This is a genomic window from Pseudocalidococcus azoricus BACA0444 (assembly GCF_031729055.1).
GTDB classification, from domain to species: Bacteria; Cyanobacteriota; Cyanobacteriia; order Thermosynechococcales; family Thermosynechococcaceae; genus Pseudocalidococcus; species Pseudocalidococcus azoricus.
In genome coordinates this window covers 60190-73668 of the sequence record NZ_JAVMIP010000015.1, presented here as the reverse complement: position 1 = coordinate 73668, position 13479 = coordinate 60190, and the positions used below count along the sequence as shown (strand labels likewise).

Here is a 13479-nt window from a genome sequence, read left to right as displayed (position 1 = left end):
AGATGTATCTTCTAACGATAGAATTAAATTCTAGGCGCATACATCATCACCAATACACCAACCAAGGTGATTGCGGCTCCAAACCAATCCATGCGGTCAGGCATAATCTGATCTACTTTCCATCCAGCCCCAGGTGATAGATAGGATTATAAAAATTCCGCCATAAGCGGCATAGGCTCGTCCAAAGTTGGCAGGTTGAGGCGTTGCTACAAATCCATAAACGGTGAGTAAAAGTGCTCCGGCTAATGCCAACCATCCACTTTTGCCTTCCCGTACCCATAACCAAACTAGGTATCGGCCGCCAATCTCGCATAAGCCCGCCATGATGAAATAAAGCAGCGATCTCAGAATCATCTCTGATATCTCTTTAATCTGGTTCATTCAAATGCGCTGCAACTTCTCGGTACAGATTCATCACATGATGATCTGCAAGGCTATAGTAAACATTCCGTCCGACCCGTTGATACTTGACTAGGCGCTGCGATCGCAAAATTCGTAATTGATGAGAAACCGCCGATTCACTCACTTTCACCGCCGCCGCTAAATCACAGACACAGAGTTCTTGACGGGCTAAGGCTGACATCAACCGTAACCTGCTCGGATCCGCCAGCGCACTGAAAAATTCTGCCATCTGTTGCGCCTGATTTAATGACATCACATCTGGTTGAACCTGCCGAACCTGCTCCAGATGAACGAGGGGCACATCACAACTAGGTACATCTTCGCTTGGGAAGGGTTGTGACTTTGGCAATGATGATTTGCTCATAGAAATTAGAATTAGCTACCAGAGAAAGAGTCGAGGTTGATCCGAGGAAGTAATATTCATTTTAACATCTCTAATATATGAGCATATCTTCAGATATTTTAAGATTAATGCTACAGTTCAGAAAAGTTCTATTTCAAGTTGTGTTTGAACCAGTATGACTGAATCGTCATTGCTCAAGACTCAGCAAATGCAAATCGGCGGCATGGACTGTACCAGTTGCAAACTGAAGATTGAGGGTAGCCTGGAACGCTTGAGAGGGGTAACAGAGGCATCTGTAACAGTGCAAACCGGACGGTTGACCATCACCTATAACCCAGAGCAGGTCAACGAAACAACGATTCAAGACCAGATAAAAGCGTTGGGCTACACCCTTGCAACTTCAAAGTCATCTGTCGCGCTTAATGGACAGGATCACCATGAGCCCCATGCAGGAAACCACAGCCATGTAGATGATCATTCCCATGATGAACATGACGAAGTAAAGGAACAAGGACATGGGGACAAGTATGGTGCTGGTGAATTTAATCTCAAGCAAGAGGCGCCGCCTGTCCTGATTGCGGTTGCCCTCTTTGCCATCGCCATTCTGTTTGAGCAACCATTGCACAATACACCTGGTCACATTGCTGAATTTGCGGTGATTATTCCTGCTTATCTCTTGAGTGGTTGGAGCGTGCTGAAAACGGCAGGGCGTAACATTCTACGGGGACAGGTTTTTGACGAAAACTTTTTGATGACGATTGCCACATTGGGCGCACTAGCGATTCATCAGCTACCCGAAGCAGTTGCCGTAATGTTATTTTTTCGGGTAGGGGAGTTATTCCAGGAATACTCGGTCGGACGATCACGCCGATCCATCATCGCCTTACTAGAAGTACGTCCTGATACTGCAAATTTGAAAGTGAATGGCACAGTTCAACAGGTTTCGCCAGGAACGGTGAAGGTTGGAGACCTAATCTTAGTGAAGCCCGGTGAGAAAGTCCCGCTGGATGGGGAGATTTTAGAAGGAAAATCGCAGGTAGACACTTCAGCCTTGACTGGGGAATCTATTCCGCGCACGGTCAAATTAGGAGATTCTATCCTTGCAGGTATGATTAATCAATCCGGTATACTGACGATTCGAGTTACTAAGCCGTTTGGTGAATCCTCAATCGCCAAAATCCTTGATTTAGTTGAAAATGCGTCTAGTAAAAAGGCACCTACTGAGAAATTTATTACTAAATTTGCCCGCTATTACACACCAGTTGTTGTCTTTCTCTCATTAGCCATTGCCCTGTTGCCCCCATTATTTATTCCTGGTGCAGATCGTTCCGATTGGGTTTATCGTGCCCTAGTACTATTGGTTATCTCCTGCCCCTGTGGATTGGTTATTAGCATTCCACTAGGCTATTTTGGTGGGATTGGCGGAGCAGCTAAGCGAGGAATTTTAGTCAAGGGTTCTATGTTTCTGGATTCCCTGACAGCAATTAAAACCGTTGTGTTTGATAAAACTGGAACCTTAACGAAGGGTACGTTCAAGGTTACTCAGGTCGTTACTAAGAATGGGTTTTCTGAAGCTGAATTGCTGAGACTAGCCGCAAATGCAGAGTCTCATTCCAACCATCCTGTTGCTCTATCGATCCGGGAAACATACACCCAACCGATCTCAGACTCTGAAGTGACGGATTACGAAGAGATTGCGGGACACGGCATTCGCTCTATTGTGCAAGGTCATGTGGTAATTGCTGGTAATGATCGCCTCTTGCATCGAGAAAGGATTGACCATGATACCTGTGGCGTGGCGGGTACGGTGGTTCATTTAGCCGTGGATGGACGCTACGCCGGATATATCCTGATTGCTGATGAGATCAAAGCAGATGCGGCTCAAGCTGTTCGAGACTTAAAGCGTATGGGAGTAGAGAAGACCGTTATGCTGACGGGAGATAACAAGGTGGTTGCCCAATCTGTCGCCCATCACATTGGTTTAGATGCGTTTGTTGCTGAATTACTACCGGAAGGAAAGGTTCATGAAATTGAGAAATTACTTGATCCAGATGGGAAAAAGAAACTGGCATTTGTGGGTGATGGTATCAATGACGCACCTGTAATTGCCAGGGCTGACATCGGTATAGCAATGGGAGGGTTAGGAGCGGATGCCGCGATTGAAACAGCAGATGTGGTGTTAATGACAGATGCACCTTCAAAGGTTACCGAAGCCATCCAAATTGCCCAAAAGACCCGCCACATTGTTGTCCAAAATATTGTAGTAGCACTGATGGTTAAAGCAATCTTTATTGGATTAGGCAGTATTGGATTGGCAACCCTTTGGGAAGCTGTGTTTGCAGATGTTGGCGTGGCACTGTTCGCTATTTTCAATGCCTTGCAAGTTTTGAAGTAGAGTAAACCACCTTAAATCCTTGATCCCGATTAGGGAGTCACGGTTTCAATTAACGGACAAATTTCTGTTTCAGAGAGTTGGGGCGTAATGCCTTGCCACTGGGTTTGATACGCCTCTAGTTCTTGCTTGAAGGTTTGCATTTGGGATATTTGGGTGTTCAGTTGTTGGATTTTTTGGGCTAGTAAACTCTGTACCATCTCACAGGGTAATTCCCCCCGATCTCGAACATCCAAAATTTGGCGAATCTCATCCAAGGCTAAACCTAGGGCCTGGGCTTTTTTTATAAAAAGAACTTGGGAAATCACCGTTAGCGCGTAGTACCGATAACCATTGTCACCCCGCTCGGCCGGAGTAATTAAGCCCAGGGTTTCGTAGTAGCGCAAGGTCGGCACAGATACACCTGATTGTTTGGCCACATCGCCAATTTTGAGAGCTGAACGAGTTGCCATAAAGAATCCCAAAAAACACTTGACTCTCAAGCCTACTTTAGACTTTAGCATCAGACTATGTTGAGTTGAATTAGGAGTTATGGCGATGAAAATAAGTCTGACAGCCGCCCCGGTGAAAGTCTATCGGATGTCCATGCCAGGCCATGAGTGTCCGTGGGGAGTAAAAGCCGTAGCCTTACTGAACGAAAAAAACATTCCCTTTGAAGATATTCGCTTAACCACCAAAGCTGAGGTAGAGGAGTTCAAGGCCTTATATGAGGTGAAAACAACGCCGCAAATTTTCTGGGAAGGAACCCGGATTGGGGGCTATACCGATTTAGCAGCCTATTTGGAGGTACAAGCCCAGGCCCCGGAGTATTCTTACACCCCTGTGATTGCTTTATTTTCAACGGCGGGTTTGATGACCTTGGCTACGTCTTTAGGCTTTACCGGGTTTATGGGGATTACCCTGTCCATGTTGGCTTCCTTGAAATTGATGGATGTGGATGCTTTTGCTGAGAGTTTTGCCAAGTATGACCTGATTACGAAACGCTATAAAAACTATGGCAAAATCTACCCATTTTTGGAGTTGTTGATTGGCCTGGGCATTCTATCGGGCCTGGCTCCAATGATGACAGGGATTGGCTCGTTGGTCGTAGGAGTCAGTGGCGCAACCTCGGTGTTTAAGGCGGTTTACATTGACAAGCTTGCGTTGAATTGTGCTTGTGTAGGTGGAAATTCTAAAGCTCCCCTCGGTATTGTCAGCTTTGCCGAAAATGCAATGATGGTTCTCATGGGAGTAATGTTGCTAGTTTCCCCAGGCCAGCCCGAGTCGGTTAACATCCCCAGTCAAAGCCAACGTCTTGGGGCAGAAACATCCCTAGTTGAACAGTATTTTCCTTAGCCTTCGACACCCTGATTTCATCTTGATTTCATGATTGTTCCTCAAAATTGAGATCAGCGTTATTTCTATTTTTATGAAACTATTCATCTATCTTGCCATTCTTGCTCTCATGTATCTTCCCGGTGCTCATCTTGCCCATGCTAGAGAAGATTTCCTGCCCATGACACAAGGAGGATATGCTAGTCCTAGATCAAAAGCTACTCTTTTCCCTAACTATTATCTTTTCGTCAATATTGGTACGCAAGAGGTCACAGAACTACTGATTGAATTTCCACTTGGACTACAAGTGATACGCGGTATTGATGTTATCAGTAATGATCAAGTAATAGATGATGTTAGCTATACCATTTATTCAGACAGGATAACGATTAGGTTTAATCAACCCATTAGTCAGAAAGACTTAAAAATCGTATTGATGGGGACTAAATATTCTAATCACCTTTCCCCGATTAAACTATTGTACTTGTCTGCAAACATTAAAAATACTCCTAATCCAGTTTCGATAGGGACTATCCTGATTAAAGCCAATTAATTTAGTTTCTTTCAAGTTTTGAGTATTTGGATTGTATTGTATTTTAAACTTAATTGTTGCAGATTATTATGCGATTACTGCTAGTAGAAGATGAGCCAGATTTAGGTGCAGCCGTCCAAAAGGCCTTGATGCAAGCAAACTATATTGTCGATTGGGTTCAGGATGGCAACCAGGCCTGGGACTACTTAGAAAATCATTGGACTCATTACACCCTGGGAATCTTTGATTGGTTATTACCGGGTCTCACAGGAATTGAACTCTGCCAACGGCTTCGAGCCAAGCAAAATCCTCTTCCTATCTTGATTTTGACGGCAAAAGATAAAATCGGTGACCGGGTTGCTGGCCTGGATGCCGGAGCCGATGATTATTTAGTTAAACCCTTTGGCATGGAGGAACTTTTAGCACGTTTGCGGGCCTTACATCGTCGTTCTCCCCAGTTGCAGGCTAATACCCTAACTGTGGGTGGATTAACTTTAGACTATGGCACAGCAAATTTAATGATCAACAATGCCGAAATTCTCAAGGTTACGATTGCGTTGACAGCGAAAGAATTTCAACTGATGGAATATTTCATGAAACATCCGCAGCAAATTCTCAGCAGTGAACAAATTAAAAATCAACTGTGGGCCATTGCCTCTGAGTCCACAAGTAATGTTGTTGCTGCCCAAGTTCGGATTCTGCGCCGTAAATTGGCAGACCATGGCCTGACTAATCTAATTGAGACGGTATATGGACTTGGGTATCGTTTCCATGCAACTTATGTTCAATAATCTTTAAAAAACCGTGAACTGAAACTCTCTGGCAACCACATTAAAGGTTGAAAATATTTAAAAACATGCTCTGGAATATTAATTCAATAGACTAATTTTAATTTTTATATATCTTATTGCTCCAATGTCCCAATTTCATCTTGATTTCATTTTGTCTTGTCACACTAGAAGTAGAATTGTAATGCAGGAGCACATTCGTATGCGTCATCAACTTTGGCTTTATGGAATGGCTGGGCTTCTCCTCACAGGTTCAGCGGTTGCAGTCACAGTAGTGTATCAGGGCCAATTCTCATCTGTTGTTGCCCAACGTCCGATGCAAATGGGTTGGACTGACGAAGGCTTTATTGAAATGATGATTCCACATCATCAAGATGCAATAGACATGGCCGAGCTTGCATTGAAAAAAGCCCGACATCCTGAACTTAAAAAGCTAGCTCAGAGCATTATTCAAGACCAAGAGCGGGAAATTAACGAAATGAAGACTTGGTATCAGCGTTGGTTTGGACAGACCGTCCCACCCCTATCAACTCAGGGCATGATGGGAATGCATCAAGGACACGGCATGATGGCTATGGATTTAGATGCTCTAGAAACTGCACAGAACTTTGATCGGGAATTTATTCGTCAGATGATTCCCCACCACCAAATGGCTGTGATGATGGCTAGCAATCTGAAGACCAACACCAATCGCCCAGAAATGGAGAAACTGGCAGACGATATTATTCGTTCCCAAAGTGCAGAAATTAAACAAATGAAGCAATGGTATCAGGATTGGTATGGCCGCTAAGGCTCAATAGTTATTGGTCGAGTGAGAGTTGAGGCGTAGTTAGGGAGCTTGGCGGCGGTTAACATGCTGGTGGTTTGCGAGAGATGGTTGTTCCGCTACCAAGCGTGGGGTGTCGTGGGTGCGGCGAGAGAAGTGGTTGATCAGCAAGGGATGTGTGGCCCCCAAGGGTGGCATTCGTATGGCCTATGCAATAAAAAAAACAGCCTTGCGGCCGGGTATTGAGCTTAGAAGAGGATTGTGGTCATGCGGCCGATTCGTTTTACCCGATAGGCGACGTTTGCTTTGTTCAAAAGGTATAAGAACCGATTAACGGATTTGTAACCAATCCAGGTAGCGACAATTTTTTGCTTACCGTTAACGGTTACGGAATGGGCATTAACTGCATTAAACTGATAGGCGGTTGTGATGATCATAAAGAAAACTCATACACATCACGGCCCGCAGAGCAGCCACGGAACCCGCTTACTAAGACTTACCGCTCCCCGACCTTTGGGATGGGCTGACTGAGCAAATCGAGGTAAGGAAAGCGGGTTAGTCGCCGTTGGCAAATCCTATGCCGCAACAGCCCTTGACAGTAGCAGTCGGATCGCCATAGTAAACAGTAATGATTTGTGAGAATAGCCCAGAATTATCTATCCCTGCAAAGTTTTGGTTTCATCCTAGGCTCAATGAGGGGAAATTCTTTACCAAAGCTTTTGATGATCAGTCATTCTCACAAATCAAGACGGACTGCTATAGACTGCTGTACCTCATGCGAACAAGGCGCAGGGAATTAACCCACAGTGATTCAATTGTTTTCCCTAGCGAGTAGGGAGGCAAATTGTCAAAAAGGGCAGCTCATGCTCGTAATGTTTCCATTCAATTGTTTTCCCTAGCGAGTAGGGAGTTTCGTTGTAAATAATTAAATCAATATGATTAGGATACCAAGTTTCCATTCAATTGTTTTCCCTAGCGAGTAGGGAGGTAATGACCCAACCCAAGTCGTGCAACTGGCCAAGGTGTTTCCATTCAATTGTTTTCCCTAGCGAGTAGGGAGGTTTAACTGCCCGCTACCTGAGGACCCCGTAGATACCGTTTCCATTCAATTGTTTTCCCTAGCGAGTAGGGAGGGACTTATGAGCAGTATGTGAATAATCTGCGGGAGCAGCGTTTCCATTCAATTGTTTTCCCTAGCGAGTAGGGAGAATTATACGGCTTAAGCTGTTTTCCTTCTCTACTCTGTTTCCATTCAATTGTTTTCCCTAGCGAGTAGGGAGAGCGGATATAAACGAAGTTGTCGAAAATTGGAAAGAGGTTTCCATTCAATTGTTTTCCCTAGCGAGTAGGGAGAAATGACCAGCATGGGAACTCTTTTGGCATTTTCCAGTTTCCATTCAATTGTTTTCCCTAGCGAGTAGGGAGGTTCCTACCCTAAATAGGATTTACAAGAGTCTTTCCAAGTTTCCATTCAATTGTTTTCCCTAGCGAGTAGGGAGTGTGCTTTACCTTTTAGGTGAGTCCCGTTCTGGAAAAGTTTCCATTCAATTGTTTTCCCTAGCGAGTAGGGAGAAGAATTAGTGGACAAAATACCAAAGTGGGTACTAAGTTTCCATTCAATTGTTTTCCCTAGCGAGTAGGGAGGTCTCTCTATTTAAACCCATAGGAAGTGAGATGTCGAGGGTTAATTGACGAGGGATATGGGAGAGAATATTTTACTTGCATAAGCTTAATGTGAGACATGCGCGGAAACCTAGTCTGAATCAAGTATCGAGGCTTATCACAAGAGATGAGTATTTGAGGAGATTTTCAGTAAGCCTCGGAAACGGTCTTAAATTATAGTTGAATGCGTTTGGCTAGTAACTGGTACATCTCCCCAAACTTCTATAGTTTGACGCGTATGTTTTGATAGTGGATAAAATCGCAGATGGTCTTCATTCATATTAACTCTTTTAAGAAGTCGCTTCTTGAGTTCGCAGTATTTCGTATGATTTAAAATACATTCAAACACGCTGTATTGAACTCTGGTTCCATAACCTTCAAGTAAATCTGATACTTTTTTTCGTCTCTTATTGCATGGAATATCATAGGTAATAATATAAAGTAACATTTGATAAGTTATAAATTATCGAATCAGATAGGGTTGATATTTACGACTTGGAGAATATACAAATTCTCGAAATTTCTTAACTTGTCGCATTAAGGAGTCCCAACGGGGTTGTTTATCTACCCCTATTATTTCTTCCATCCGAATTAAGAATGCTTGTAAGTATTTTCTACGTCCAACTTCATTCAGATAGCAACCACCCTCAATAAATTCAAAGTCTTGATCTGAATCAATCATCTTTCGATTAATCATATAAATAACTAACGAATCTACGATTGCCGCCCTAAACTCTTCCAGTAAATCAGAAGTGAGAGCAGCGTGTCGCTCATGACCTTGGTGTAAGCAGGCCTGGTAAGGATCAAGTTCATTGAGTTCAATGAGGCTTAAGAGATGATTCCAGAGGACTTGATAACCAAAACTCAGCATGGCATTAATTGGATTTCCAGGAGGACGACGAGACCGGGCAATAAAGATAAAATCTGGATTTTGGATGCAGTCTCCAAATGCAGAGAAGTAAATAGCTGCTCCTGCTCCTTCTGTCCCTAATAATTGCTCAGTGGATTCAGTACAAGAGACTTTAGTGATTAAATAATCAAGTTGCTGAATTGCCATTTCTAGGTTTGTTGATGGATGTGATCGATGATGCCGCATGAGAAAAACTCGACTATTTTTGAGCTTTGCGGTCACAATAGCCTGGGCTACCAATAATCGATCTAGTGGTGTCAGTACCTGCTGATAGCGACTCAGATACCGATAGCCTCGCTGAATGGGTAAGACTCTGCCATAGCAATAGCCCATGCGAGAAAGGTAAAGAATTGGGATTTCTTTTTTAAGGCAAGTATGAATCAACTGGGTTGTAACTTGAGATTTACCAAAAATTAAGATTTGTTCGATAAGTGGTAGTTGGGCTTGATTCAAAGTAGTTTGACCTTTCTTGATCAATACTTGCTCTTGAGACAGAGAAAGATAACAGCCTTGTTGAGATACATAAAGAGATTTCATAGACATAGCTGACAATACAAGTTATACGATTAGCGGTTTAGATCACTGGATTGAGAGCGACGTTCGATATTGGATTCAGGAGAGTTACCAATTAATTCTGCACTTGTAGAGTCTTTTTGAAGATATCGAATGACTCGGTCACTAATTACGGCTGTGCAGTATGTGGCTAGGGCGACTAAGACGGTGTTGATAATTACGGCTGCAAGACCTAAGGGGGCAATTAATAAAATGATGAGGGTGAGAGTGCCGTTGACTGTGGCGAGAGAAAGGTTACGGGCCTGGGCGGCGCGAGGAGAAATATACATGGGCGGAGTTTGGATTGAGGGGAGATGATATCCAAAATACCTAGGCCTGGAGGCTAAAGCTAATTTTTGGTGCGACTAACCACTATATTGAGTGTAATTAAACAAGCCGCTGAAGTTGTTCTTCAATGTCTCGATTCAGTTGATGAAAGGGGAAATCTTGCACCGAGCCGGCTGCGAATTCAACTACAATCTTTAGACATTCTCGAACCTTTTGCTCATCATCAATCTTGGAAATACCAGAAAATTCATGAACATAGCTGTTTCGTTTTTCGCAATAGTCATCTAAAAGCCGTAAAGATTTAATAACGCTTGATGGTATATCTGCCGACTTACCAAGCAAGTAATCAACAATTCCCAACTTGACATAGCGAGATATACCAACATTGCAGTTCAAATAATCACCACTTGGTAATTTATAAATATCTAGAAATTCACGCAATTTACCATTATCTATCATCTTGATAGTGGACCATTCAGTGAGAGTATTATTAGTTTTTCCAGTTAGTTTTAGACCGGTCATGTCGAAGATAAGTAAATTTAAGAGATGCTCCTGTAGGCGGAAAAGAGCTACTAGAAAGTCTGAATAATGCTTATTTTCTAGTTTAACAATAGCATTGTAATATCCTTCCCTGAGCAGCATTTTTTTATCTTCTATAGATTGATTAGTGATGTTTTTTTGTAATATTTTAATATCTTTCTTCCATCTATATTCACACTTAACTTTACTCTCATAAAGAATACGATCCGCTGATTTAAAATCAAGAAATAACCTAGCATTTCCATATTTCAGAAGAGCATCAATAATTGGATTATACGCAAGTCCTGATTGGAGATAAGTTGCTAATGCAGCCGCATAATTAAAAGTTTTAAGCTGTGATTTTATAAGCTGCAACTCTATTTCGGCTCTAAGCGGATTAACATTATTTTCAAAGATGTGTGATTGCCCCGTTTTCATTTCATTGGGATTTCTCACTTGCCAGATGCGGCTGGAAGTTTTTAAATAACCAGTGGCTTGCAGAACGCCCCATACGGTTTTCATCGCTGGTGTTCCTGAGGAGGCATTAAATTCGAGTTGATAGTTATTCTTAGGACTAAGCTCTAGTTGATCAATCAGAGTCCGAGCTTCTTGGATAGCTAGGGCTTGACGGATCGGGTCATCCGAAAATTCTTTGCTGACGGGATGAAGAGTAATTTGTGATGCTTCATATTCCTTTAGTTCTTCTATGAGCCAGTAGGCTGTATCTCTAGCATTTTTTGTGAATTTTTCATCGGTTGTATGTAACAAATGAACTTGTTCTGGTTTGTTATTAAGAATGATCAGGTGTTCAATGAGGCTAATAATTGAACCTTTATCATTTTGAGTTTCTTTGGTCTGGTCTGGTTTTGAGTCAGGAATTGGATCGTGACTGCCAACGAGAGAGATGAAGATGTGATGTATTTTTTTTGACATGGGATTCAATGCAATTTTTTTGTTAAAAGGGAAAATTTGCAGGCAGGCCTGGGTATTTTTCTTAAGATTATCAAGATAGGTACTACGTGGGGCCTGGGTTGCGCCAAAAACAGTCACAATTTGATAATCTTTCCCGGAGTCTAGTTCAATATTAGAAATCCATATTGGAGAGGGCTTTACATTTTTCCTAGATGTTGTTCCACATAAGTCAGGATCATAAATCTTCTCTTGCTTGTTTTGCTTGTTAGTAATTGTCTTTTTAAGATTTTCATGATGAAGTTGAGCAAGAGCGCAAGGCTTACCAAACTCAGCTTTACCAGTACAGACGAAAATTTGACAATTTGTATCTACTGCTTGTGACCATTGGTTGTTTCTGACCACGCCGTTTTGTCGCAAGTTTCCAGAGTTAACGGGGTGAGTCGTGAAGTTGTTCAAGGCCTGGTAGAACTGTTGTAAACGTTGTCGAAATAAGGTTTGCATGGCCTGGGGAGTTTCGGGTAAGTCCCAAAATTCATGCTCACTCTCAGGAATTAGGGTTGAGCCACGCCACCAGGGTGCATATTGACGATTATTTCGAGAATAACAGGGCCGTCTTGCACCTTGACCAATACCCCCAAGATGAAACATGAGCCAGGTGAGATTTTTAGCTAAATTTGTTAGAGGTTGCTTTTGATTGTCATTGATTTCAGTGGAATAATCTAGAATCAACGTTCCAGATTGCTCGCCAGGGTCATCATTTTTTTGTTTGGCTTCCTTTTTAACTAATTTATCATTATCAATTCGTACAACTAGATAACCTCTTTTTTGCGGGTTGATCGATCCAAAGATTTCGGCTTCTAAATTCTTGACGATATCTACAGGCAAAACACCCAGAGCAAAAGCTCGGAACCAATACCGCAACATGGACTTAAAGGCAACAGAGCGCACTTCTGGATCAGGATTACCCCGTGTCTGCCATTTATCATTTTTGAAAGTCAATTGGGTAAATTTTTGGCAGCCGTGAATCAGTTGACCTTCGAGAGTGAAATCTACTTGGAGAAAGCCTTGAGGAACCTGGTTATTAGTTGTCAGAACGCCATAGCCTGTGTTGACTTGGGAGCCAATGCCTGATGTTAATCCGTTAATTAACCATTGCTTGACTTGATTAAAAGTTTGAGTATCACAGGCCCCGGTGGGCTTAATACCAATTAAAAACTTAGATTTTTTGAGAGAGAAGAATGGGTTTGGATTGGGAGAATATTCTGGGAGGTTATTGCCATTACTCCAGCTCCAGATATTGTTTGCCATGTCCACTTCCAGTCCACATTTGCCATGATTAGGAATGGGGTAGGCATCGAGAAAAATCACTTTACCGGCTTTATCAGCGTTGTTTGAGGCATCGAGTGAGCCAAAGTAAGGAGCAATTAATTTTTCTGCTTCTTTCCATGTCAGTCCGTCTTGATCCATAAATTCACGGATGGCCTGGGTTCGAGCAACACCGCGCAACGTACTAGAAGGAATATAGGGCATTCCTAAAGCATCAAAGGCGGGTAATAAAATACTTTCTGGCCCCCGATGTCCACCGACCCGGATCCGCCATGAACTGGTGACTTCAAAATAATGATTCTGTCCAGCGATTAAGCGAGTTCGCTCATTCAATTTTTCTAAACGGTCTTGATAGTCTGCTTTCTCTTCAGCAAGTTGCAGAATTTGGACTTTAGTTGCTGGATCGGTTGGATCTTTACCATCCCTGTTTTGATTGCGGCAAACTTCTCTCATCCATCGAAGATATTCAACAAAACTGGCAGAGTTATCAGGACGGGGGATCGGATCACTGGGATGTTCGAGCCAAGGAGAGGGTTGGTTGTTGTTGCCTGGGTTTTGATGATTCCCGCCTTGATTGTTACCGCCGCCGCGATGATCACCACCACCCCGATTACCGCCCTGATTATTGCCTTGGCCTGGACGAACAGGGCTTTGCATGGCGGCTGAATTGGGTCGGGCTGTGGCAGGTGGATTGGGCTTTGGGAGGGGATTTTTAGGCGGACGGGCGAGCGGGTTGACCATGAGGCTTAATTCTCCACATTGAAGATATTGGG

General features: G+C 43.0%; 13 protein-coding genes, 1 pseudogene and 1 CRISPR repeat array. Of the genes and pseudogenes, 5 read left to right on the top strand and 9 right to left on the bottom strand.

Annotated elements, in window-relative coordinates; genetic code table 11:
- Window positions 1–23: 23 nt before the first annotated feature.
- A pseudogene (locus RIF25_RS12955) lies at window positions 24–354 on the bottom strand (YnfA family protein).
- A gap of 13 nt (window positions 355–367) precedes the next feature.
- The gene (locus RIF25_RS12950; protein ID WP_322878957.1) at window positions 368–766 is read right to left on the bottom strand and encodes an ArsR/SmtB family transcription factor; all 399 of its coding nucleotides are present in this window, start codon (window positions 764–766) and stop codon (window positions 368–370) included.
- A 154-nt stretch (window positions 767–920) separates the two neighbouring features.
- On the opposite strand from RIF25_RS12950, the gene RIF25_RS12945 reads away from it, so the two are divergent.
- A complete protein-coding gene (locus RIF25_RS12945) occupies window positions 921–3140 on the top strand; it encodes a heavy metal translocating P-type ATPase (protein ID WP_322878956.1) in 2220 nt (739 codons plus the stop codon).
- Window positions 3141–3169: 29 nt separating this feature from the next.
- On the opposite strand, the gene RIF25_RS12940 is transcribed toward RIF25_RS12945, so the two are convergent.
- On the bottom strand, window positions 3170–3589 hold the full coding sequence (locus RIF25_RS12940) for a heavy metal-responsive transcriptional regulator (RefSeq protein ID WP_322878955.1): 420 nt from the start codon (window positions 3587–3589) through the stop codon (window positions 3170–3172).
- An 85-nt stretch (window positions 3590–3674) separates the two neighbouring features.
- Here RIF25_RS12940 and RIF25_RS12935 point away from each other — a divergent pair, with 85 nt between their 5' ends.
- The 4 genes from RIF25_RS12935 (at window position 3675) to RIF25_RS12920 (ending at window position 6561) form a co-directional block, all read left to right on the top strand.
- A complete protein-coding gene (locus tag RIF25_RS12935; protein WP_322878954.1) occupies window positions 3675–4472 on the top strand; it encodes a glutaredoxin family protein in 798 nt (265 codons plus the stop codon).
- A gap of 73 nt (window positions 4473–4545) precedes the next feature.
- Complete coding sequence (locus RIF25_RS12930; RefSeq protein ID WP_322878953.1) at window positions 4546–5004, top strand: hypothetical protein; 459 nt, start codon at window positions 4546–4548, stop codon at window positions 5002–5004.
- A gap of 68 nt (window positions 5005–5072) precedes the next feature.
- Window positions 5073–5774 (top strand): two-component system response regulator RppA, encoded by a 702-nt coding sequence (rppA, locus tag RIF25_RS12925; protein WP_322878952.1) that lies wholly within the window; start codon window positions 5073–5075, stop codon window positions 5772–5774.
- Window positions 5775–5973: 199 nt separating this feature from the next.
- Window positions 5974–6561 carry a DUF305 domain-containing protein gene (locus RIF25_RS12920; protein ID WP_407682419.1) on the top strand — a complete coding sequence of 196 codons (588 nt, stop codon included), beginning with the start codon at window positions 5974–5976 and terminating at the stop codon, window positions 6559–6561.
- Between the two features lie 39 nt (window positions 6562–6600).
- On the opposite strand, the gene RIF25_RS12915 is transcribed toward RIF25_RS12920, so the two are convergent.
- From RIF25_RS12915 to RIF25_RS12895, 6 genes are all read right to left on the bottom strand, one after another.
- A complete protein-coding gene (locus tag RIF25_RS12915; RefSeq protein ID WP_322878950.1) occupies window positions 6601–6735 on the bottom strand; it encodes a hypothetical protein in 135 nt (44 codons plus the stop codon).
- Window positions 6736–6785: 50 nt separating this feature from the next.
- Window positions 6786–6974, bottom strand: a complete 189-nt coding sequence (locus RIF25_RS12910) for a hypothetical protein (RefSeq protein WP_322878949.1) — start codon at window positions 6972–6974, stop codon at window positions 6786–6788.
- 366 nt (window positions 6975–7340) lie between these two features.
- Window positions 7341–8181: direct repeats of the CRISPR family, unit length 36 nt; unit sequence GTTTCCATTCAATTGTTTTCCCTAGCGAGTAGGGAG.
- Between the two features lie 187 nt (window positions 8182–8368).
- Window positions 8369–8647, bottom strand: a complete 279-nt coding sequence (cas2, locus tag RIF25_RS17350; protein WP_407682414.1) for a CRISPR-associated endonuclease Cas2 — start codon at window positions 8645–8647, stop codon at window positions 8369–8371.
- A gap of 15 nt (window positions 8648–8662) precedes the next feature.
- Window positions 8663–9646, bottom strand: coding sequence for a CRISPR-associated endonuclease Cas1 (gene cas1, locus RIF25_RS12905; protein WP_407682418.1), 984 nt, complete (start codon window positions 9644–9646; stop codon window positions 8663–8665).
- Between the two features lie 29 nt (window positions 9647–9675).
- Window positions 9676–9951, bottom strand: coding sequence for a CRISPR-associated protein Csx18 (gene csx18, locus RIF25_RS12900; protein ID WP_322878947.1), 276 nt, complete (start codon window positions 9949–9951; stop codon window positions 9676–9678).
- Between the two features lie 97 nt (window positions 9952–10048).
- Complete coding sequence (locus RIF25_RS12895; RefSeq protein ID WP_322878946.1) at window positions 10049–13447, bottom strand: RAMP superfamily CRISPR-associated protein; 3399 nt, start codon at window positions 13445–13447, stop codon at window positions 10049–10051.
- Window positions 13448–13479: the final 32 nt, after the last annotated feature.